At 68.1% G+C, this 19,975-nt stretch carries 17 protein-coding genes and 1 pseudogene; 10 read left to right on the forward strand and 8 right to left on the reverse strand.

All coding sequences use genetic code 11. The features are described 5' to 3' along the window. Window positions 1-77 precede the first annotated feature (77 nt). Complete coding sequence (locus tag EIZ44_RS35965; protein WP_240691510.1) at window positions 78-1,085, reverse strand: rhomboid-like protein; 1,008 nt, start codon at window positions 1,083-1,085, stop codon at window positions 78-80. Window positions 1,086-1,233: 148 nt separating this feature from the next. Here EIZ44_RS35965 and EIZ44_RS35970 point away from each other — a divergent pair, with 148 nt between their 5' ends. After that, window positions 1,234-1,764 carry a hypothetical protein gene (locus EIZ44_RS35970; protein ID WP_134733569.1) on the forward strand — a complete coding sequence of 177 codons (531 nt, stop codon included), beginning with the start codon at window positions 1,234-1,236 and terminating at the stop codon, window positions 1,762-1,764. Window positions 1,765-2,134: 370 nt separating this feature from the next. Here the strand turns inward: EIZ44_RS35970 and EIZ44_RS35975 are convergent, their stop codons facing one another. Together EIZ44_RS35975 and EIZ44_RS35980 are read right to left on the reverse strand one after the other, a co-directional pair. Then, window positions 2,135-3,565, reverse strand: coding sequence for a pyridoxal phosphate-dependent decarboxylase family protein (locus EIZ44_RS35975; RefSeq protein WP_134733571.1), 1,431 nt, complete (start codon window positions 3,563-3,565; stop codon window positions 2,135-2,137). Between the two features lie 254 nt (window positions 3,566-3,819). Then, a complete protein-coding gene (locus EIZ44_RS35980) occupies window positions 3,820-5,160 on the reverse strand; it encodes a nucleobase:cation symporter-2 family protein (RefSeq protein WP_037807478.1) in 1,341 nt (446 codons plus the stop codon). A 75-nt stretch (window positions 5,161-5,235) separates the two neighbouring features. On the opposite strand from EIZ44_RS35980, the gene EIZ44_RS35985 reads away from it, so the two are divergent. Then, entirely contained in the window at window positions 5,236-6,357 is a 1,122-nt protein-coding gene (locus EIZ44_RS35985) for a 5-methyltetrahydropteroyltriglutamate--homocysteine S-methyltransferase (protein WP_037807479.1), read from the forward strand. A 146-nt stretch (window positions 6,358-6,503) separates the two neighbouring features. Here EIZ44_RS35985 and EIZ44_RS35995 read toward each other — a convergent pair whose 3' ends face one another. Beyond that, the gene (locus EIZ44_RS35995) at window positions 6,504-7,184 is read right to left on the reverse strand and encodes a MerR family transcriptional regulator (protein ID WP_134733573.1); all 681 of its coding nucleotides are present in this window, start codon (window positions 7,182-7,184) and stop codon (window positions 6,504-6,506) included. A gap of 89 nt (window positions 7,185-7,273) precedes the next feature. On the opposite strand from EIZ44_RS35995, the gene EIZ44_RS36000 reads away from it, so the two are divergent. From EIZ44_RS36000 to EIZ44_RS36015, 4 genes are all read left to right on the forward strand, one after another. Continuing rightward, the gene (locus EIZ44_RS36000) at window positions 7,274-8,353 is read left to right on the forward strand and encodes an erythromycin esterase family protein (RefSeq protein ID WP_134733575.1); all 1,080 of its coding nucleotides are present in this window, start codon (window positions 7,274-7,276) and stop codon (window positions 8,351-8,353) included. Between the two features lie 67 nt (window positions 8,354-8,420). Beyond that, window positions 8,421-9,644: an NAD(P)/FAD-dependent oxidoreductase gene (locus EIZ44_RS36005; protein ID WP_134733577.1), complete on the forward strand. Its 1,224-nt coding sequence runs from the start codon at window positions 8,421-8,423 to the stop codon at window positions 9,642-9,644. Window positions 9,645-9,656: 12 nt separating this feature from the next. Next, window positions 9,657-10,829 carry a 4-hydroxybenzoate 3-monooxygenase gene (locus EIZ44_RS36010; protein WP_134733579.1) on the forward strand — a complete coding sequence of 391 codons (1,173 nt, stop codon included), beginning with the start codon at window positions 9,657-9,659 and terminating at the stop codon, window positions 10,827-10,829. A gap of 187 nt (window positions 10,830-11,016) precedes the next feature. Next, window positions 11,017-11,739 carry a Clp protease N-terminal domain-containing protein gene (locus EIZ44_RS36015; RefSeq protein WP_134733653.1) on the forward strand — a complete coding sequence of 241 codons (723 nt, stop codon included), beginning with the start codon at window positions 11,017-11,019 and terminating at the stop codon, window positions 11,737-11,739. A gap of 55 nt (window positions 11,740-11,794) precedes the next feature. Here EIZ44_RS36015 and gnd read toward each other — a convergent pair whose 3' ends face one another. Beyond that, on the reverse strand, window positions 11,795-13,231 hold the full coding sequence (gnd, locus tag EIZ44_RS36020) for an NADP-dependent phosphogluconate dehydrogenase (RefSeq protein WP_043840368.1): 1,437 nt from the start codon (window positions 13,229-13,231) through the stop codon (window positions 11,795-11,797). 56 nt (window positions 13,232-13,287) lie between these two features. Further along, window positions 13,288-14,205, reverse strand: coding sequence for an MBL fold metallo-hydrolase (locus EIZ44_RS36025; protein WP_134733580.1), 918 nt, complete (start codon window positions 14,203-14,205; stop codon window positions 13,288-13,290). Window positions 14,206-14,488: 283 nt separating this feature from the next. Here EIZ44_RS36025 and EIZ44_RS36030 point away from each other — a divergent pair, with 283 nt between their 5' ends. Beyond that, window positions 14,489-15,343, forward strand: a complete 855-nt coding sequence (locus EIZ44_RS36030; RefSeq protein WP_037712135.1) for a helix-turn-helix domain-containing protein — start codon at window positions 14,489-14,491, stop codon at window positions 15,341-15,343. Here EIZ44_RS36030 and EIZ44_RS36035 read toward each other — a convergent pair. Further along, window positions 15,303-16,457: a glycosyltransferase gene (locus tag EIZ44_RS36035; RefSeq protein ID WP_167754378.1), complete on the reverse strand. Its 1,155-nt coding sequence runs from the start codon at window positions 16,455-16,457 to the stop codon at window positions 15,303-15,305. The two genes, EIZ44_RS36030 and EIZ44_RS36035, sit on opposite strands and share 41 nt — an antisense overlap. Before the next feature lie 120 nt (window positions 16,458-16,577). On the opposite strand from EIZ44_RS36035, the gene EIZ44_RS36040 reads away from it, so the two are divergent. Further along, window positions 16,578-17,426: an SAM-dependent methyltransferase gene (locus EIZ44_RS36040; RefSeq protein WP_037807500.1), complete on the forward strand. Its 849-nt coding sequence runs from the start codon at window positions 16,578-16,580 to the stop codon at window positions 17,424-17,426. 545 nt (window positions 17,427-17,971) lie between these two features. Here EIZ44_RS36040 and EIZ44_RS36045 read toward each other — a convergent pair. Further along, window positions 17,972-18,208 carry a hypothetical protein gene (locus tag EIZ44_RS36045; protein ID WP_037807502.1) on the reverse strand — a complete coding sequence of 79 codons (237 nt, stop codon included), beginning with the start codon at window positions 18,206-18,208 and terminating at the stop codon, window positions 17,972-17,974. Between the two features lie 481 nt (window positions 18,209-18,689). Between EIZ44_RS36045 and EIZ44_RS36050 the strand changes: the two genes are divergently transcribed. Together EIZ44_RS36050 and EIZ44_RS45810 are read left to right on the forward strand one after the other, a co-directional pair. Beyond that, the gene (locus EIZ44_RS36050) at window positions 18,690-18,950 is read left to right on the forward strand and encodes a DUF397 domain-containing protein (protein ID WP_037712143.1); all 261 of its coding nucleotides are present in this window, start codon (window positions 18,690-18,692) and stop codon (window positions 18,948-18,950) included. 247 nt (window positions 18,951-19,197) lie between these two features. Further along, window positions 19,198-19,944 (forward strand): annotated as a pseudogene (locus tag EIZ44_RS45810) (amidase family protein); the annotation flags it as partial. Window positions 19,945-19,975 lie beyond the last annotated feature (31 nt).

The following is a 19,975-nucleotide window of genomic DNA, read 5'->3' on the forward strand; positions in this document are numbered from 1 at the left end:
TACACCACCGAGTGAAGCCTGTGTATATCCGCACGGGGAGCTGCTTGCGTCACTCGTCCGGACGATGAAGGTGGGTGCTATCGGGCGATGCGGGGCACGCTGCGCAGTCGCGGACCCCACACGAGCAGGCCGAAGTGGGCCGCACAGGCGTGTCCGAGGACCGTCACGACGGAGGCGAGACTGGCCGGATCGTCGGTCACGTAGACGCCGATAACGAATAGCTCAAGGGCCACGATCCCGGCGATCCGAGCCCTCCCGCGCAGCAGCGCGACGAGCACGCCGGCGGTGGTGAGGAAGCCGTAGCTGACCCCGATGTCGAGCCAGCGGCCCGCGGAATGCGGCAGGACGTCGGTGTGGATCAAGGCCATGACCGGCAGTTCGGTAGCGATCGTGGCGAGCACGTGCCCGCTGAAGAAGACCAGCGCCGTCCGGAGCCCGCCGAACCGCCGCTCGAACGGGGCGACAGCGATCGCGAAGATCACCGCGTACGGCAGCCAGCCGCCGTCGGCGATCCAGAACGCGCTGGTCAGGAGCGCGGTGAGGGGGTGGCGCGCCATGTTGTGCGCGTCGGTGCTGGAGACCGCGAGGAGCTTGTCGGTGAGCTTCGAGCTGCCGAAGCGGAGGAGCAGCGAGGTTCCGAGCAGCAGGACGAGGTAGCCGAACGTGAACGGCGTGGCTCGCGGGCTGGGGACGAGGCTCAGCCACGCGCGCTTCGGCCGCCAGCTCGCGGGGACGGCGGCCAGGAAGGGGAGCCTCGGCACGGGCTGGACGAGTTCGAGCGAGCTGGCGGCCGGGTCGTTCTTGGTCAGCACGGCCGTCGCCGTCGGTCGCGAGGACCCGTCGATGATCTCGACCAACTGGGTGCCGCCTGCTCTGGTGGGGGTTGCTCCCGCGGCGGTGCCCGGGTTGCCCGGTTCCGGCTTCCCGGCCATCGGGACGGAGACCGGCTGGACGGCGGGCGTCCGTCCGCGCAGCCACGTCAAGGAGCGCCACTTCCGGGGAGTTCCGGTGGTGGCAGCACTGCGTGCCGGGCGGGGCGCCGGGTCCGGCTCGCGCAGCGACATGCGTCCAGAGTGGCTGGGCATGCTGGGATTTTGGCTAAGCGCAGCTGTGAATGCGCTGTGATTCACACCCGCTAGAGTGAGCACTCTGGGTAGAAGGTTTCTCTCTTTGTCACCCGTTCGGTGGCCGCATCCGGTAGGAATAGGCCACTCCTGGTGAAAGGTCTCGCTGGTGAACGACGAGGTTTCGGTCGCCGAGCTGTTGGTGCGCGAAGGACACGAACGACGGATCCCGCCGCCGTCCCGGTCCAGGTGGCGCATGGTTTCGGTGATGCTCGCGGTGATCGTCGGCTGCGGGGCCGCGGCCATGCTCGTCTCGTACGGGACCACCGCGAACGACGGGGCCGCCCGGATCACCGAAATGCGCGTGATCGAGATGCCGGACCGCACCGGCGGCGCGGGCGGCGTCGACGAGACCAACCCGCCGACGCCCACCGGCGAGGAGACCGAACAGGGCACTGTCGGCGCGGGGGACGCGCCTTCGACCAAGGCGAACGTCAATCCGTTCGGCGAGCACAGCACTGCCGAGCACCCGGCTGATTCCGCTCCGGCGCGTCCGTCGTCGAGTGAGCGGCCGGAAACGACCGGTCCGACTGGGCCGACTCAGCCGTCGACGAGCACGTCGGCGCCGTCGAGTTCGAGCCAGCCGGCTTCGTCGAGCAGCCATGAGCCGCCTTGTGTTTTGAACATTATTTGCCTTTAGGGGTCTGAGCGCGTCAGCGCGTCAGCGCGTCAGCGCGTTACGCGCGTTACGCGCGTTACGTGGTGTTGCGGAGGGTTGGGCTGGATCCGCAGGCGGGGGCCGTTGGTGTTTGTGGGGTGATTCGGCTCGTCGCCTGGCGGCGACATTGCGCCCGTTGGTTGCGTGGGGCACCCCGAAGTTTGATTGTGCTGACGGTTCGGGGGTGCTTGTCAAGGCGGGAAAGATGCCTTGACAAGCACCCCCGAACCGCAGGGGAGCTTCGTATCGGGGTGCGGGGGAGGTGTGGGTGCCTCGCTCGTTGGGTGTGTCTGCTGCGGTTTTAGGGTCGTGAGGGGGGCCCTGAGGGAATCAGGGGGTGTGAGGGTGGCCCTCACTGCTCGGGCAGGGTGCGGGCTATAGCGGTTAGGCGGTTGGCCAGTAGGTCGATGTCTGCCTCGGTGGTGCGGTGGTTGGTGACGCAGGCGCGGACGCAGGCCTGCCCGTTTACCTTGGCTGGGCCCAGCATTGCGGTGCCTTCTTCGTGGAGTCTGGTGAGGAGTTCTGCGTGTGCTTCGGTGTTGCGGCCGGGCATTCGGACGCAGACTGCGGTGAGCGTGACTGGGTTCATCAACTCCAACCCGGGGGCGGCGGCGATGTGGGCGCCTAGGCGGGTGGCCAGGGTCAGGCAGCGTTCGGTGACTGTGCGGAAGGTGCCTACGCCGAAGGTGCGCAGGGCAGCCCAGACTTTCAAAGCCTTGAAACTGCGGGAAAGTTGCGGGCCGTGGTCCATGTAGTCGAGCAGGTGGGCGTCGTCGATTGCGGTGAGGTAGGACGACGACGAGGAGAAGGCGAAGGCGTTGCGCAGCTTCGCCATGTCCTTGACCAGCAGGGCTCCCGCCTCTAACGGAGCGAAGAGCAGCTTGTGCGGGTCCAGGGTGATGGAGTCTGCCCGGGACAGCGGGAGCAGTGCGTCGCGGGTTGAATCGGCTAGGACGAAAAGGGCGCCGTATGCGCCGTCTACGTGTAGCCAGAGTTTTTCTTTTTCGCAGAGGTCTGCGATGGGGCCGATGGGGTCTATCGAGCCGGTGGTGACTGTGCCTGCGGTCGCTACTGCGCAGAACGGTTCTTTTCCGGCGGCGCGGTCTTCGGCGATCGCTCGGGTTAGCAGGTCGACACGCAGTTGGAAATGGGCGTCGGTGGGGATTGTGCGGACGTTGTCCAGGCCGATTCCTAGCAGGGCGGCGGCCTTGACTACGCTGCGGTGCGCTTCGTCGGAGGTGTAAAGCACTAGCGGGGCGCGGGATTCTTGGAGACCGCGTTCGCGGAAGTCTGGTATTCGGTCGGCGATGGCGGTAGTGAGCGCGTCCATTGTGGCTCCGGAACCGCCGTTGGTGAGGATGCCTCCGGAAGCCGGGCCCAGGGCGAAGAGGCCGGCCAGCCAGTCCATGACGGAGCGTTCGATTACGTTGGCGGCTGGGGAGATCTGCCACAGATTGCAGTTCTGGTTCAGCACTGCGGCAATTGCTTCGGCGTACGCACCGATGCCGTTTGGCGGACCCTGTACGTAGGCGAGGAACCTTGGGTGCGCGATCGTGGTGGTGTAGGGCACGATGCGGTCGACGACGTCGGCGAAGAACGCTTCTACGCCAAGGCCTTCTTCCGGGAACGGTTCCGCTAACAGTTTAGCCAGCGTTTCCCGGTCCGCGTCGGGGGCGATCGGGCGACTGGTGAGTGAATTTTCGTAGCTGTCGGTGAACCGGGCCAGAAGTTCGGCGGCTCTGGTCCGTTCGGCGGAATTGAGAATGAGGGAAGTGCCGTCCATGCGCCCTCTTCTGTCCGGAGGTCGTTTGGGGCACAAGGTGTCATGGTTGAGGTGGTGCGCGAATAGGGCGCGGGAAGAACTGCCCGAACGGTCGGAGAAATCTAGGGCGGCGGGACATGATCACGGGCTGCGGCCGAACGGCGGTACCGCGAAAGGGTTGTGGGGCAAGGGGTTCGGTCGACCCGATGTCCTGCGGGTGTTGCTGAACAGGCCGATCGAGCCGGGTATCGGAGCCAAGCTCCCGGACCGGCTGCTTACGGCAGCAGGTCTTCCTCGCGCTTCCGGCCGAGGTGGTTGAACAGCAGGTTCAGCACAAAAGCCAGCACGGCGGCGACGGTGATCGGGCTGCCGCAGATTGTCCGCAGCCAGGCGGGGAAGTGCTGGAAGAACACCGAGTTGCCGAACCGGTCGAGGCCGAACGCGGGCAGCAAGCCGACGCCGAGCGCGACCGAGACCACGAAAGCGTTGTGGTTGCCGGAGAAATCGACCTTCTTGAGGGTCTGCACGCCGACCACCCCGACCATCGCGAACATCACCACCGCGACGCCGCCGACGACCGGTTCCGGGATCGCGGCGATGAACGCGCCGATCTTCGGCACCAGGCCCATCACGACGAGCATGCCGCCGGTTGTCGCGACCACCCAGCGGCTGCGGACGCCGGTCATCTGCACCAGTCCGACGTTCTGCGCGAACGCGGTGTCCGGGAAGGAGTTCATAAAACCGCCGAAGATCGCGGACAGGCCGTCGGTGGCGAGGCCGCGCGAAAGGTCGGCGGGCGTGACCGGACGGCCGGTGATCTCGCCGACCGCGATCAGGTCCGCGGTGGTCTCGGTGAACGACACCAGCATCACCACGCACATCGACACCACTGCGGCGACCGGGAACGTCGGCGCTCCGAAGTGGAACGGCGAGGCCAGCCCGAACCAGCTCGCGTCGCCGACGCCGGAGAAGTGCGTGCGGCCGAGCGGGATCGCGATCAGGACGCCGGCGATCAGCGCGACCAGCGGGCCGATCTGGCCGAGGAAGCCGCGCAGCACCCGGGTGAACAGCACCACCAGCGCGATCACGCCGAACGCCAGCCCGAGGTTCGCCGGATCGCCGTAGGACGGGTCGCCGGTGTCGTGGCCGCCGATCATCGCGGTGCCGGGGCCGAGCAGCGAGATGCCGATGACCAGCAGCAACGTCCCGGACACCAGCGGCGGGAAGAACCGGATCAGCGCGGCGAACGGCCGGGCGATCAGCAAGCCGAAGACGCCGGAGGCGATCATCGCGCCGTACACCGCGGTGAGGCCGTACTGCGCGGCGATCAGGATCATCGGGTTGACCACGGTGAACGTCGCGCCCGCGACGACCGGCAGGCGCACGCCGAACAGCCGCCCGATGCCGACCGACTGGACCAAAGTGGCCAGTCCGGCGACGAACAGGTCGGCGTTCACCAGCAGCGCGATCGACGCGTTGTCCAGGTGCAGCGCACTGCCGATGACCAGCGGCACGGCGATGCAGCCGGTGTACATGATCGCCATGTGCTGCAGTCCGAGCAGAAGCAGCCGTCCGGCGGGGAGGCCCCGGTCGACCGGGTGCGCGGCGTTGGTCATGAGCGGCTCCTTCGGTGTGGGTCCCGCCGGATTATCGCTGCACATACCGCCGGTTTGTGTGTGACCATGCCAGACATGACTGCACGACCTCCGTTCCGTGCCGATCATGTAGGGAGCCTGCTGCGGCCGGCGGTGCTGCGCGAAGCGCGGCGCGACCACGCGGCTGGGGAGATCTCCGCCGAACAGCTGCGAGCCGTCGAGGACGACGCGATCCGCGACGTCGTCAAGATGCAGAAGGCGGCCGGGCTGGAATCGGCGACCGACGGCGAGTTCCGCCGGTCCTCCTGGCACATGGACTTCATCTACGCGCTCGGCGGCGTCTCGCGCAGCGACGAGCGGCTGCACGTGAAATTCCACAATCTGGCCGGCGACCTGGAGTTCAGCCCGCCGGGGCTGCAGGTCGACGGCAAGGTGCGGCTCGACGAGCCGATCTTCGCCGACCACTTCGAGTTCCTGAAGGCGCACACCGACCCGGGCATCACGCCGAAGCTGACCATCCCGTCGCCGAGCATGGTCTATTACCGCGGCGGCCGGGCGGCGGTGAGCGAAACCGTGTACCCGGAGCTGGACGAGTTCTTCACCGACCTCAGCGCGGCGTACGCGGAACAGTTGCGTGCGATGAGCGCGCTGGGCTGCACGTATCTGCAGCTGGACGACACCAGCCTCGCGTACCTCAACGACCCGAAGCAGCGCGAACTCGTCGCCCGCATGGGCAGCGACCCGGACACCATGCACCTGCGCAACATCTCGACGATCAACGCCGCGCTCGCCGGGAAACCGGACGACCTGACCGTGACGACGCACCTGTGCCGCGGCAATTTCCGCTCGTCGTGGGTGGCGTCCGGGAGCTACGAGTTCGTCGCCGAGGCGCTGTTCGGCGAGCTGGCGGTGGACGGCTTCTTCCTGGAGTACGACGACGAACGCTCCGGCGGGTTCGAGCCGTTGCGGTTCGTGCCGAAGGGAAAACGGGTCGTGCTCGGGCTCGTGACCAGCAAACGGCCAGAGCTGGAAGACCCGGACGCGCTGGTGCGGCGGATCGAGGAAGCGTCGCGGTATGTGGACGTGGACCAGCTGTGCCTGTCGCCGCAATGCGGGTTTTCCTCCACGGAGGAGGGAAACGACCTGACCGCCACTGAGCAGTTGCGGAAGCTGGAGCTGATCGTCTCGACGGCGGAGCGGGTCTGGGGCCGTCCGTGATCACCTGCGTTGTCGACTACGTGATCGACCCGGAGAAGATCGCGGACTTCGAACGGTTCGCCGCCGAGTGGATGCGCCTCGTGCTGCCGGAGTGACCAGGTCCGTGAGGGGACCCCTGACGGAATCAGATTCCCTCGGGGGTCCCCTCACGGACGTTCGGCGAGGTAGCGCGACAACTGGGCGGCCCCGTCCAGCATCGCGTGCGCCCGGGCGCTGAGCCGGAAACGCCAGGTACGCAGGGCTTCTTCCAGCGGCGCGACCCCGCCCGCATGCCGGACCTGCTCCAGTACCGCGGCGATCCGGGCGAGCGGGTAGCCGCCGCGGCGGAGTTGATGCGCGAGGCGGGCGTCGCGGACTGCGGCGGGTGGGTAGCGGCGGTTTCCGGCTCGGTCGCGGTCCGGTTGGAGGATCCCGGCGGCCTCCCATTTGCGCAGCGTGGCGGGGTGCACGGACAGCTGGTGCGCGAGCGCGCCGATCGACGGGACGGTCTCGCGGACGTCCGGCTCCTGGGTCAGGTTCCGCAGCGCGTGTTCGACCTCGGTGAGGGTGCCGCGGTCGCGCAGCAGTTCGGCGTGGCCCTCGTCGATCAGCTGGAACGCGGTGTCTTCCGAACGCTCATTGACCGCGCGGAGGATCGCTGCCGCGCGGGCGTGGCCGAAGCCGGGGCGCAGGGCGAGGAAGGCGCGCAACGCTTGCGCGTGGTGTTCGGTGTACGTCCGGTAGCCCTGCGGTCCGCGTTCGGCGGGCGGGAGGATGCCGTCCTCCTCGTAGTTGCGGACGGCCTGGGTCGACAAGCCGTGCTCGCGGGCGAGGTCCTTCGGACGCATGTCACCTCCGGTTTGAGGGTTTCCGTGCTATTCAACCAGGTGATTCGCGGAAAAGTGCCAACAGAGAGTTCAACGATACGGTCAAAGCAATGAAGACCTTCGACGACTTCCTCGCCCACCGTTCGCCGACCCTGCTCGGTCTGGGCGAGCCCACGCACTGGACCGAGGCGTTCCCGTTGTTCCGCAACGAAATCTTCCAGCACCTCGTCCTCGAACACGGCTACCGCTCGATCGCGCTGGAGAGCGACTGCCTGGCCGGACGCCTCGTCGACCGCTACGTGACCACCGGCGAGGGCGACCTCGACAAGGTGCTGGCCACCGGGTTCAGCCACGGTTTCGGAGCGTTCCCCTCCAACCGTGCGCTGGTCGAGTGGATGCGGGCCCACAACGCCGGGCGCGCGCCCGAAGATCAGGTGCACTTCCACGGCTTCGACGCTCCCCTGGAGATGGCCAGCGCACCCAGCCCGCGCGCGGTGCTCACCGAACTGCATGGCTTCCTGGCCGACCATCTCGACGACGTACCGCACGACGTCGCGACCATCGAGCGGCTGGCTGGCGACGACGCGGCTTGGGCGAGCGAAGCGGCGATGTGGGACGGCGCGAAGTCCAAAGGGGACAGTCCGGACGCGCGTGAGCTGCGGTTAATCGCCGACGACCTCGCGGCCCACTTCGAACGGGCTCGCCCCGCGTTGCCCGCCGGTGGCGATCTGCTCGCCCGGACCGCGGTCGGGCTCTGCCGCTACCACTCGCTGATGGCCGACACCTCGCCGGAACGGATGGGCCGCCTCGGGGCGCAGCGCGACGCGATGATGGCGGACAACCTGCTCGCGTTGCCGGGCGCCTTCGTCTCCGCGCACAACCAGCACCTCCAACGGCGCGCGGCCTCGATGATGGGTGCGCAATGGTGGAGCGCGGGCGCGCAGGTCGCGCACCGGCTCGGTGCCCGGTATGTGTTCATTGCCACCGATTTCGGCTCGTCAGATGGAGTAGAGGACCCCGCGCCGGGGACGCTGCAGGCGTATCTCGCCGCGACGGTCCAGGACCGTGAACTGGTCGAAACCGCCGGAATCGACCCCGATCTGCCCGCGCGGACCGGCGACGGACGCGGGTATCTGCCGTTCGACGCGGTCGAGGCGGCGGACGCGATCGCGTTCCTGCACCGGGTGTGACCGCCGCTCCTCGACGATCTTGGCCGAGGTGTGCTCAGATGGAGCCCGGGATGTCGGGAGGAGCGAGATGAGCACCGAGACCGTTCTCGTCGTGGGCAGCGGGCAAAGCGGCTTCCAGGCCGCGGCGTCCTTGCGGGACAAGGGGTTCGCCGGCCGCGTGGTTCTGATCGGGGACGAGCCGGGGGTGCCGTATCAGCGGCCGCCGCTGTCGAAGGCGTACCTGGCGGGCAGCGCGGGCGTCGAGCAGCTGGTGCTGCGACCGGAGGACTACTTCGCCGAGAAAGACATCGAGCTGGTCCGCGGCCGGGTCGCCGCGATCGACCGGGACGCGGCGAAAGTGCGGCTCGAGGACGGTACGGAGCTGGGTTACGACCATTTGGTGCTGGCCACCGGCGCGCGCAACCGTGCGCTGCCGGTGCCCGGCGCCGACCTCGACGGCGTGCTGATGCTGCGCACCCGCGAGGACGCCGACCGGCTGCGGGCTTCGCTGGACGCGGCGGGCGAGGTCGTGGTGATCGGCGGCGGGTTCATCGGGCTGGAGTTCGCCTCGCACGCCGGCCGTCCGGTCACCGTGGTGGAGGCGCAGGACCGGCTGCTGGCGCGGGTCGCGTCGCCGGAGATCTCGGAATTCTTCGCCGAACACCACCGGGCGGCTGGGCACACGCTGTTGCTGGGCGTCGGGGTCACTGCGCTGCACGGGTCCGGCCACGTGGAGTCGGTTGAGCTGTCCGACGGACGACGGTTGCCTGCGGACCTCGTGGTCGTCGCGGTCGGCGTGCTGCCGGAGACGACGTTGGCCGAGGCGGCCGGGCTCGAGGTGCGCAACGGCGTGGTCGTGGACGAGCACCTGCGCACCGAGGACCCGAAGATCTTCGCGATCGGCGACTGCGCGTGCTTCCCGTGCGTCCAGGCCGGTGCCGCGACCCGGTTGGAATCCGTGCAGAACGCCGTTGACCAGGCCCGTTCGGTGGCCGCGGCGATCGCCGGGGAACCCGCGCGCTACGACAGCCTGCCGTGGTTCTGGACCGACCAGACCGGCGCGAAACTGCAGATCGCGGGCATCCTCGACGCCGCGGACCGGACCGTGGTCACCGGTGACCGGACGGCCGGGAAGTTCTCCGTGCTGTCCTTCCGCGACGACGTGCTGATCGCCGTCGAATCGGTCAACCGCGCGCCGGACCACATCGCCGCGCGCCGGCTTTTCGCAGCGGAACCGCATCCGGCGTACGCGGATCTGGAAGCCAGTTCGTTTGATCTGAAAGCACACCTGAAGTCGCGCACCGCGGCTTGATCGGAGGTTCCGTTGCGCACGCAGGTCGCCGTGATCGGTGCCGGCCCGGCCGGGTTGCTGCTGTCGTATTTGCTGCACCAGGCGGGTGTCGAGGCTGTCGTGCTCGAAGCCCGCGACCGCGAGTACGTGCGGCAACGCGTGCGCGCCGGCGTCTGCGAACAACCGACGGTCGACTTGCTCACCGAGATCGGCCTCGGCGGTCGATTGGCCGCGGAAGGCTTGCCGCACGAGGGTTTCTCGCTTCGGTTCGACGGTGCCGATCACCGCATCGCACTCACCGAGCTGACCGGCAAGGCGATCACGGTGTACGGGCAGCAGGAGATCGTGAAGGACCTCGTCGACGCGCACGAGGCCGCGGATCTGCCGCTGCACTTTGAGGTTTCCGAGGTTTCACTGTCCTCAGTGGACACTTCGCGTCCCGTTGTGCAGTACCGGGATTCCTCTGGTTCCTGGCAAACCCTGGAATGCGACGCCGTAGCAGGTTGCGACGGTTTCCACGGCGTGTCCCGTCCGTCCATTCCGGACGGTGTGCTGACTACTTTTGAGCGGGAGTATCCCTTCGCTTGGCTGGGCGTGCTGGCGCGGACGCCGCCGTCGCACGAGGAGCTGATCTACACCCATCATCCGCGGGGATTTGCCTTGCACAGCATGCGCTCCCCGGACGTCACGCGGCTGTACCTTCAGGTCGAACCGGGGGAGAACCTGGCGGCCTGGTCGGATGACCGGATCTGGACGGAACTGTCGACGCGCCTGGCGGTCGATGGTGAGTTCACCCTGCAGGAGGGGCCGATCCTGGACAAGGGCATCACGCCGATGCGGAGCTTCGTAGCCGAGCCAATGCGCCATGGCCGGTTGTTCCTGGCTGGCGACGCGGCGCACATCGTGCCGCCGACCGGGGCTAAGGGGATGAACCTGGCAGTCGCGGATGTGGTGGTGCTGTCGCGGGCTTTGGTGGCTTTGCTGCAAGGGGATTCGTCGCTGGCGGAGTCCTATTCGGACACTTGCCTGCGAAGGGTGTGGCGGGCGGAGCACTTCTCGTGGTTCATGACAACGATGCTGCACGTGGACCCGGGGGCGGACGCGTTTGCTCGGAAGTTGCAGCTGTCGCAGCTGCGGTATACGGCTTCGTCTAGGGCGGCGGCTACTAGTTTGGCGGAGAATTACGTGGGGTTGCCGTTCGCCTGAGGGCGCTACAGACGGCTACTTGCTCACTTACATGCTCACTTGGATCGAATCTGAGCATGTGGTGAGCATGCCGCGGGCCATGCCTGAGTTGCGCGCTGTCGCGGCCGGTCGACGACAAGTCTTGCGGCTCGTCAACCTGGTCAACCAAAGGTTGACGCACCCCGATCGTCAACCTACAGTTGACGCCATGACCGACTCAGTGAAGCTCGACGACCTCATCAGCGCCATCAAGGCCAACAACGAAAAAGACGCCCTCGCCCAGCTCACCGACGCCGTCTACGTCGGCCAGCATCTCGGCGACGTCGCTGACCACCTCATCGGCCACTTCGTCGACCAAGCTCGCCGTAGCGGGGCGTCTTGGACCGACATCGGGGCCAGTATGGGCGTGACCAAACAAGCCGCCCAGAAGAGATTCGTTCCGAAGAGCGACGATTCAGCCGGCGGAATACAACGGATGTTCGGCCGCTACACCGACCGCGCGCGGCACGTGGTCGTCGCGGCTCAGCAGGCGGCCATCGACAACAAGAGCCCCGAGATCGACACCGTGCACCTTCTGCTCGGCCTGCTTTCCGAACCCGACGCATTGGCGGCGGGAGCGATTGTCGCGCAGGGGATAACCCTCGATGCAGTCAGGGAAGCCGCCGAGGCGAGGCTGCCGGAGCCGGTCGACGGGGCTCCCGAGAAGGTGCCGTTCGCGGCTGCGGGCAAGAAAACTCTCGAACTCACTCTGCGCGAGGGGCTGCGGCTCGGGCACAACTACATCGGCACCGAGCACATTCTCCTTGCCTTGCTGGAACAGGGCGAGGGCGCGGGTTACGAAGTCCTTGCCGCACTGGGGGTCGACAAGGAAAAGGCCGAAACGAAGATCAAGGAATTCCTCGCGGAAATTCTCAGCACCATGCAGAAATGACAAAAGAAGGGCTCTCCCCGAATACCGGGGAGAGCCCTTCCACAGCACCAAAAAATCAGGCTTCGACCTCAGACTGGTCCCCGGCCCACAGCGTGTGGAACGAACCGGGACGGTCCACCCGCCGATAGGTGTGCGCGCCGAAGAAGTCGCGCTGCCCCTGCACCAGCGCGGCCGGCAGCCGGTCCGCGCGGAGGCCGTCGTAGTACGCCAGTGCGGTCGAGAAGCCGGGCGTCGGGATGCCCAGGCGGACCGCCGTCGAGATGACCGAGCGCCACGAGTCCTGCGCGTTCTCGACCGCCGCACGGAAACCGCCGGAGGTGAGCAGCGTCGGGAGGCCCGGCTCCGCGGCGTAGGCGGACGTGATGTCGTTCAGGAACTTCGCCCGGATGATGCAGCCGCCGCGCCAGATCGACGCGACGCGGCCCAGGTCGATGTCCCAGCCGTACTCCGCGGCGCCTGCCTGGATCTGGTTGAAGCCCTGTGCGTACGCGACCACCTTCGACGCGTACAGCGCCTGCTCGACGTCGTCCGCGAAGGTCTCCAGCGCCGACCCAGTGAGCGGCGTGCGCTTCGGGCCGCCCAGGCCGCGTGCGGCCGAGCGCAATCCCGTCGACCCGGACAGCGACCGCGCGAACACGGCTTCCGCGATGCCGCTGATCGGCACGCCGAGGTCGAGCCCGATCTGCACGGTCCAGCGGCCGGTGCCCTTCTGCTCCGCCGCGTCCTCGACCACGTCGACGAACGGCTTGCCGGACGCGCCGTCGACGTGCTTGAGCACCTGGGCGGTGATCTCGATCAAGTACGAGTCGAGCCGCCCGGTGTTCCAGGTGCCGAACACGTCGGCGATCTCCGCCGGGGAGTAGCCCGCCGCGCCGCGCAGCAGGTCGAACGACTCGGCGATCAGCTGCATGTCGGCGTACTCGATGCCGTTGTGCACCATTTTGACGAAGTGCCCGGCGCCGTCCGCGCCGACGTGCGTGCAGCACGGTTCGCCGTCGACCTTCGCCGAGATGTCCTCGAACAGCGGGCCGAGCGACTCGTAGGACTCCTTCGACCCGCCGGGCATGATGCTCGGCCCGTGCAGCGCGCCTTCCTCGCCGCCGGACACGCCGGTGCCGACGAAGTGCAGGCCGCGTTCGCGCAGCGCCTGCTCGCGGCGGCGGGTGTCCGCGAAGTGCGCGTTGCCCGCGTCCACGATCACGTCGCCCGGCTCCAGCAGCGGCGCGAACTCCTCGATGACGGCGTCGGTCGGGCCGCCCGCCTTCACCATGATCACGATCTGCCGCGGCCGCTCCAGCGCGTCGACGAACTCCTGCGCGGAGTACGCCGGGATGAAGTCGCCTTCGTCGCCGAACTGCTCGACGAGCGAGCGGGTGCGCTCCTCGGAGCGGTTGTGCAGGGCGACCGTGTGCCCGTGCCGGGCCAGGTTCCGCGCCAGGTTGCGGCCCATGACCGCGAGGCCGGTGACCCCGATGCTCGCCTTCTTGCTCATCCGAAACCTTTCCGAAAACCTCTGCCGGATTCCGAGCCTAGCCACAAAACCGGTGCTCACGAGAAGCAGCGGATCGGGCCCCCGTTCCAGGCCAGCATGTCCTTCAGCGGAGCCACCAGATCGAGTGGCGCACCCCACCCTTCGCCGTCGAGTTCGGCGTACGCCCGGTGCAGGTTCCCGGCGAGCCGCTCCTGCTCGGTCAGCTCGGCGAACCGGCCGAGGTCGGTCGCCTTCGCCTGTTCCAGCGGGGAGCGCCCGGCCGCCTTGCCGGTTTCCGCCGCGCGCTGGACGAACTCCAGGTAGTCGTCGACCGCGTCCACCGTTTCGAGCCCGCACACCGGGCCGTGACCGGGGAGGATGACCGCCGGATCGAGTTCGCGGATCACGTTCAGCGCGGCCCGCCAGCCCGCCACCGAGCCCATCAGCGCGAACGGGCTGCCGCCGTTGAACACCAGGTCGCCCGCGTACAGCAGCCGCTGTTCGGGCAGCCAGACCAGGACGTCGTTGGTGGTGTGCGCGGCGTGGCCAGGGTGGATGAGGTCGATCCGGGTCTGCCCGGCGTAGAGCGTGACGGTGTCGTCGAAGACCAGGTCGGGCACGCGCAGTTCGAGCTTGCCCCAGTCGCTGTCGGTGAAGACGCCCTCGTACCGCTGGATCCCGTCGGCCAGCAGCGTCTCGCGGGTCTTGCGGTGGCCGACGACGGTGGCGCCGCCGACCAGATAGTTGCCGTTGGTGTGGTCGCCGTGGTGATGGGTGTTGACGAGCGTCGTGACCGGGCCGACGGTGTCGCCGACGGCCGAGAGCAGGGCCCGCGTACGTCGTTCGGTCGCGCATGTGTCGATAAGCACAGCGTGCCCGTCGGCGTCGACGAAGCCGCAATTGTTGATGAACCAGGAACCGTCGGGCTGGACGTAGCCGAACGCGCCGTCTGCCAGCTGTTTGACGCTCGCCGCGCCGGGGGATCGATCGATCACGCCGACACTATGCCGTCCCGGCCGCTGGCGCGGGGAGTCCGCGGCTCAGCTGTGCCCGGAAGTCTCCTCTTAGTCCGAATGGAGTAGCGGGGATGTCCGGGGCGTCGGGAATCCACTGCTCCGGCAGGGTGACATGCCGGGTGACTGGCGTTCTCGCGCATTTCCTGAAACGCTGCCGGGTGTCATCATCGAACTCCGTTGGGTCGCAGTGGCCTGGGTGGTTCGTAGTTCGCGGTCCGGCGGAGAGCCCGTCGGCAGTAGTGGTTCAGGAGAGCAAGGGGAGATGGCGAGCACCGTCACCTCGCGCCGCAAGCAGCTCGGCAATGAGCTCAGGCATGCTCGAAACGCCGCGAAGATGACGCAGCAGCAAGTCGCCGAGGTACTCGGCTGCACCCAGGGCAAGGTCAACAAGATCGAGTCCGGTGCGGTGGGGGTCAAGCTCGGAGATGTGCGGACCATGCTGAACGCGTTCGGGATCAACGGCGAAGAGGCCGACACTCTGATGAACCTGGCCCGGGCCGCGGCCGGGCAGCGCGGCCATTGGTCGGGCTACCGGTCGGTGGTGCCGCACTGGTTCCGCACCTTCACCGACCTCGAGCCGGCCGCCGCGGAGATCCTTACCTGGCACGGCGAGCGCGTGCCGGGGCCGCTGCAGTCCGAGCACTACATGCTCAAGCAGTTCACCGAGGCGGGAGCCACCGACGTCACGTCGCTGGTGCGCAACCGGCTGGACCGCAAGGCGGTGTTCGACCAGCAGCAGCCGCCGTACTACCGGTTCATCATCAGCGAGGGCGCGCTGCGCCGCGCACCCGGCGGGTTCGCGCCCGCGGTGATGCTGGACCAGGTGGAGCACCTGCTCGCGCTCGACCGGCACCCGCGCGTCTACGTGCACGTGCTGCCCTTCAGCGCGAAGCTCGCCGCGGTGCCCAACGACTTCACGATCATGCGGTTCCCGGACCGCACCCGCGACTTCGTCTACATCGAACACTCCGCGGGCGGGCTGTACCTCGACGACGTGAAGGACTTCAACATCTTCGTGGACTCGTGGGACCGCCTGCGCGGCGCCGCCTTGGAGCGGGGCGAGACGCGGCAGTTCCTCAAGGAGCTGGCGGAAAGCTACCGTTCGCAGATGATGTGACCAGTGCTTCGAGCACGGGCACGGTGGCTTCGGCGGCGGGCAGGGCGTTGATCTCCGCCTGTACGCGGCGCGCGGCCTCGCGGTAACTGGGATCGGCGAGCAACTCCGCGGCGGCTTGGCGGATTTCGTCCGGAGTGGACGTTTCCGGGTCGAGCACGCGGCCGACGTGCAGCGCGGCGCAGCGCCGGCCGTTGCCGGGCTGGTCGGCACCCATCGGGAAGAGCAGCGACGGCAGACCGTGCGAGAGCGCGCCGATCACGCTGCCGGACCCGGCGTGCGAGATCATCAAATCGAGGCGCGGCAACAGTTCGGCCTGCGGGACGAACCGTTCCACCCGGACGTGCGCCGGTTGCGGTCCGAACTCGGCGGGGTCGATCTGGGTGCCGACGGTGGCGGTCACCTCCGCGTCCAACTGGCCCAACCCGGCGAGGGTGCGCTCGATGAGGTCGCCGGACTCGAGGTTGAAGTTGGTGCCGAGCGTGAAGTACACGTGCGGTTTCCCGGCGGGTTGCCGCGGTGCGACCGGATCTCCTTGGCGGAACGAGAAAGTACCGGGCGGCAGCGGCGAGCTGGGGTCTCGAAAGGACGGCGGGAGCGGCGAAAGCACCTGGCCGCGGGTCAGCATTTCGAGCTCCGGATCGTCCGGCAGACCGTGCGCCGCGCGAGCTTCAGCGAGCGGCTCGGCGAGGAGTTCCTTGCGCAGCAACGTTCCCGCGGCGAGCACCAGGACAGTGGCGCACGGCAGACCCAGCACCTCGGCGGCGATCGCGGCGGAGAAGTCCACTTCGTCCCGGACGATCAGGTCCGGTCGCCATTCCCGGGCCAGCTCCAGCAGCACCGGCACGTGTTTGCGGGTCGCGCGGCGGGCGAACAGTTCCCGGATTTCCCAGTCGTCGCGCGCCGGATCGACCGGCGGCATCGGCTGCCGCGTCGCCTCGGCTTCGCGTGGCTCGTTGACCGCGAAGGTCGTGAACCCGGCTTTGGCGAGCGCGGGCACGTGCGAACCGCCGCCCGCGACGGCTACGGTATGGCCGCGTGCGGCAAGCGCTCGCGCGACCGGCGCCATCGGATCGAAGTGGCCGCGACCGCCGACGAACGAGAAAAGAATGCGCATCCATCCCAACCTAGTGGCCCGGATGTACCGGAGTCGTGGCATTTTCGGGCGGTTGCCGGGGGCGGCGGCGCGCGACCGCGGCGAGTGGGCACACTGGTACCCGCACGGAAGGGGAAGCTGATGACTCAGGCACCGGATCCGGAAGCCCCGGAGGGCGTCGACCTCGATCGGCCGAACGCGGCGCGGATTTACGACTGGTTCCTCGGCGGCACCGCGAACTGGGCGATCGACCGCGAGTTCGGCGAACGGGCGGTCCAGACCTTTCCGATGATCAAGACCATCGCCAGGGCCGGCCGCGAGTTCCTCGGCCGCGGCGTGCGATACATGGCCGAACAGGGCATCGACCAGTTCCTCGACATCGGCTCCGGCGTGCCCACGGTCGGCAACGTGCACGAGATCGCCACCTCGGTGAACCCGAACGCGCGCTGTGTCTATGTCGACAACGAACCGGTGGCCGTCGCGCATTCGCAGATCCTGCTGGAACGCGACGGAGTCGCCGACCGGCACGCGGTGCTGCACGGCGACCTGCGCAACCCAGCCGACGTCTGGCCGCGCGCGCTCGACACCGGCGTCCTCGACCCGAAGCGCCCGATCGGCCTGATCATGGTCGGAGTGCTGTACTTCATCGGCCGCGACGAGCCCGCGCTGGAAATCGTGCAGAAGTACCTGTCGCTGCTGCCGTCCGGCTCGTACTTCCTGTCCTCGCACCTGACCGACGACGGCGTCCCGACGAACGACGGCGAACGCCGCGACGCGATCCACAAGCAGTACCAGCAGTCGAGTACCCCGTTCCACTACCGCTCGCGCGCGGAGTTCGGGGAGTTCTTCTCCGGGCTGGAACTGGTGGAGCCGGGCATCTCGTGGGTGTCGGCCTGGCACCCGGAAGCGGGCGATTCGAGCGCGGGCGACCGGATGTCGGACGACCCCTCGTTCAGCGGCGGGATTTGCGCGCTGGGCCGTAAGCCCTGACGCTGCCGTTCCGGCTCGCCGTGACCGTCCGGCGCTGACGACCCGTTGGGGTTTTCTTCAGTAGCGCGGTGTGCGCCAGCTCCGTCTCTCGCGTTAGGTCCGTGAAGGGCTCCTTGAGGGAATCAGATTCCCTCAAGGAGCCCTTCACGGACCCTTGCCGCCGGGTGCCCGCCCGCTGAGGGAGGGGCGGAAACCTCCGCGAGCGCGGCGGGTGAAGCCGTCCCTCGTCGATGGGCGCGACCCGCTTGATGCTGCGTATCGCCGCAACGCCGCCGCACGCGACGACCGCAGAGAAACCCCCAATGTGGCATTGGGTGCATGCGACGCACCCAATGTGGCGTTCGGTGCGCTGATCAAGCACCGCAGCGCTTCCACCGATGGCGGCGAGCGGCATGAACGAAGCACCCGATGTGGTGCCGGATGCACCCAGCCCAGCGCATGGTCTAGACCGCTAATGGTCTGGACCTCCGCGCAACCCGACCCCGGACACGAAAACGCTCCCCGGGCAACGAATTCCGGGGAGCGTGGACGATGCGGGATTCGGCTCAGCCGAGCCCGTGGAGAATCGGTACTCGTGTCTCGCGACAGTGGCGGGTGGAGTGGACGGTGTCCGCTTGGCGCGGAGCCGGTACTTCGATCTCGGTGTCCACAACCATCGGGCTGCGCAGCGGGGCCTGGATCAGGCTGAACCCGAACCGGTTGCGCAATTCGTGATTGATCCCACGCCGGCCGCGAGTGTGTTCGTCCTCACGGCGGAAAAGCGTGGTGAGCCGTACGGCCATGGGATCACACCCCCAGTTCGGATAACGGGAACCGGCGCGGGTCGGCACCGGCTGGATCGGGGTGGTTCGCGCTCGACGGGTCAACGCCGGGCACCAGGGAAACCGCTCCGTTGCGGTGTCTCCGCAGGGTCGTCGCAGCACCTGGACCAGCGCCGATTCCGGCGAGGCTGGCGGATCGGCTCACCGGTTCGCACAGGTCGGCTCGCATCCGCACTCCTCCCGATATCTCGCGGCTGTTCCGCCGCCCGGGCCGGGTGCCCGGGCCGGTGCTGCCGGTGTTGGGCTGAATGTCGCAAGCCATTCACCCACCACTGACGCCCCGATCGCTGCGATTAATCCTACTCCTGGAATAATCTTCATGTCGAGATCGGGTCGAGTTGATCACCCGCTTGGCCCTGCGGTTTGCTCCGTAGTGACGCAAAGAAGCCGGGGACGTGCATCAGAGCGCACGCCCTGCACAAGGCTCGGAGGTGGACGACCCATGGCGGATTATCCGTCGCCCCAGGATTACGACCCGGACACGGCAGAGTCGCTGTTCGCGGCCGCGGCCTGGGCGAAGTCGTTCGCGAGCGAGCCCAACGGCGGAAACTGTGTCGAGGTCAACCTCTCCCGTCCCGGCCTGATCGGCGTGCGCGACACGAAGCTCGCCGCGAGCCCGGTGCTGGTGTTCGACCGTGGCGAGTGGGACGCCTTCCTCGTCGCGGTCAAGGCTGGTCAGTTCGACCTGCCGCCGAGTGAGTAGTCCACCACGACGAGGTCTCGACTGAGAGCGATTCGCAAACAGTCACTCGATCGGGTGGAGTGTGGCGGCGCTCCGGTCACCGTGGGCGCCGGGCGGTGTGGGTTCAATGTCGGCTTGGCGAGGGTCGCCGTCTGAGTAGGTTGAGCGCCCCGACCCCACGGAGCGCGCCATGACCCCACTCCACTACCTCCCCGCCGGCGAAGTGTTGCGCCTCTTCCGGACCCGGCAACTCTCGCCGGTGGAGGTGATGCGCGCGGTCGTCGAGCGCGAGGAGCGGGTCGAGCCGGTTGTCAACGCGTTCGCCGAGCAGATGTTCGAGCAGGCGTTGCGGGCGGCGGCCGTCGCGGAGAAGGCGTACGCGCCCGGCGGTCAGCCGAGGCCGCTCGAAGGACTGCCGATCGCGGCGAAGGAAGAACAGCCCCTGGCCGGGCACCCCGTCACCGAAGGCACCCTCCTGCGCTCGCCCCGGGTGGCGCGGGAGACCGCGATCGGGCTCAGCCGCATCCAGGCGGCCGGCGGGATTCTGCACGCTCGCACGACGACGTCCGAGTTCTGCTGCATGCCGCTGTCCCACACGCGACGCTGGGGAACCACGCGCAATCCATGGAACCTCCAGACCGCGGCGGGCGGCTCGTCCGGCGGTTCTGGCGCGGCGCTGGCGGCCGGAACCGCCTACCTCGCCACCGGATCGGACATCGGCGGTTCGCTCCGCGCGCCCGCGTCCTTCACCGGCGTCGTGGGCTTCAAACCGCCGCACGGGCGCAATCCCGTCCTCCCGCCCGCCGGATTGGATACTTACTACCACCACGGCCCGATGGCTCGGACCGTCGCCGATTGCGCGTTGCTGCAGAACGTCATGGCGGGCGAGGATCCGCGCGACCCGCACTCGCGACTTCCCGCCGTTCGCATTGAGGTGGGCGACGTGCGTGGGCTCCGCGTCGCGTGCTGTCCGGTGCCTGGCGATTTCCCAGTGGCCTCGGAGGTCGCCGCCAACACCCGCGCCGTCGCGCATGCGCTGGAGTCTG

This window comes from Amycolatopsis nivea (genome assembly GCF_004522235.1).
Classification (GTDB): Bacteria; Actinomycetota; Actinomycetes; order Mycobacteriales; family Pseudonocardiaceae; genus Amycolatopsis; species Amycolatopsis nivea.

What these genes read in the sequence shown, in the direction of transcription:
- EIZ44_RS36035 (WP_167754378.1), bottom strand. Translation starts at nt 16,457, where the DNA reads ATGCGCATTCTTTTCTCGTTCGTCGGCGGTCGCGGCCACTTCGATCCG.
- EIZ44_RS35980 (WP_037807478.1), bottom strand. Translation starts at nt 5,160, where the DNA reads ATGACCAACGCCGCGCACCCGGTCGACCGGGGCCTCCCCGCCGGACGG.
- EIZ44_RS36015 (WP_134733653.1), top strand. Translation starts at nt 11,017, where the DNA reads ATGACCGACTCAGTGAAGCTCGACGACCTCATCAGCGCCATCAAGGCC.
- EIZ44_RS35985 (WP_037807479.1), top strand. Translation starts at nt 5,236, where the DNA reads ATGACTGCACGACCTCCGTTCCGTGCCGATCATGTAGGGAGCCTGCTG.
- EIZ44_RS36050 (WP_037712143.1), top strand. Translation starts at nt 18,690, where the DNA reads ATGGCGGATTATCCGTCGCCCCAGGATTACGACCCGGACACGGCAGAG.
- EIZ44_RS35975 (WP_134733571.1), bottom strand. Translation starts at nt 3,565, where the DNA reads ATGGACGGCACTTCCCTCATTCTCAATTCCGCCGAACGGACCAGAGCC.
- EIZ44_RS36005 (WP_134733577.1), top strand. Translation starts at nt 8,421, where the DNA reads ATGAGCACCGAGACCGTTCTCGTCGTGGGCAGCGGGCAAAGCGGCTTC.
- EIZ44_RS35965 (WP_240691510.1), bottom strand. Translation starts at nt 1,085, where the DNA reads ATGCCCAGCCACTCTGGACGCATGTCGCTGCGCGAGCCGGACCCGGCG.
- gnd (WP_043840368.1), bottom strand. Translation starts at nt 13,231, where the DNA reads ATGAGCAAGAAGGCGAGCATCGGGGTCACCGGCCTCGCGGTCATGGGC.
- EIZ44_RS36040 (WP_037807500.1), top strand. Translation starts at nt 16,578, where the DNA reads ATGACTCAGGCACCGGATCCGGAAGCCCCGGAGGGCGTCGACCTCGAT.
- EIZ44_RS36030 (WP_037712135.1), top strand. Translation starts at nt 14,489, where the DNA reads ATGGCGAGCACCGTCACCTCGCGCCGCAAGCAGCTCGGCAATGAGCTC.
- EIZ44_RS36045 (WP_037807502.1), bottom strand. Translation starts at nt 18,208, where the DNA reads ATGGCCGTACGGCTCACCACGCTTTTCCGCCGTGAGGACGAACACACT.
- EIZ44_RS36000 (WP_134733575.1), top strand. Translation starts at nt 7,274, where the DNA reads ATGAAGACCTTCGACGACTTCCTCGCCCACCGTTCGCCGACCCTGCTC.
- EIZ44_RS35995 (WP_134733573.1), bottom strand. Translation starts at nt 7,184, where the DNA reads ATGCGTCCGAAGGACCTCGCCCGCGAGCACGGCTTGTCGACCCAGGCC.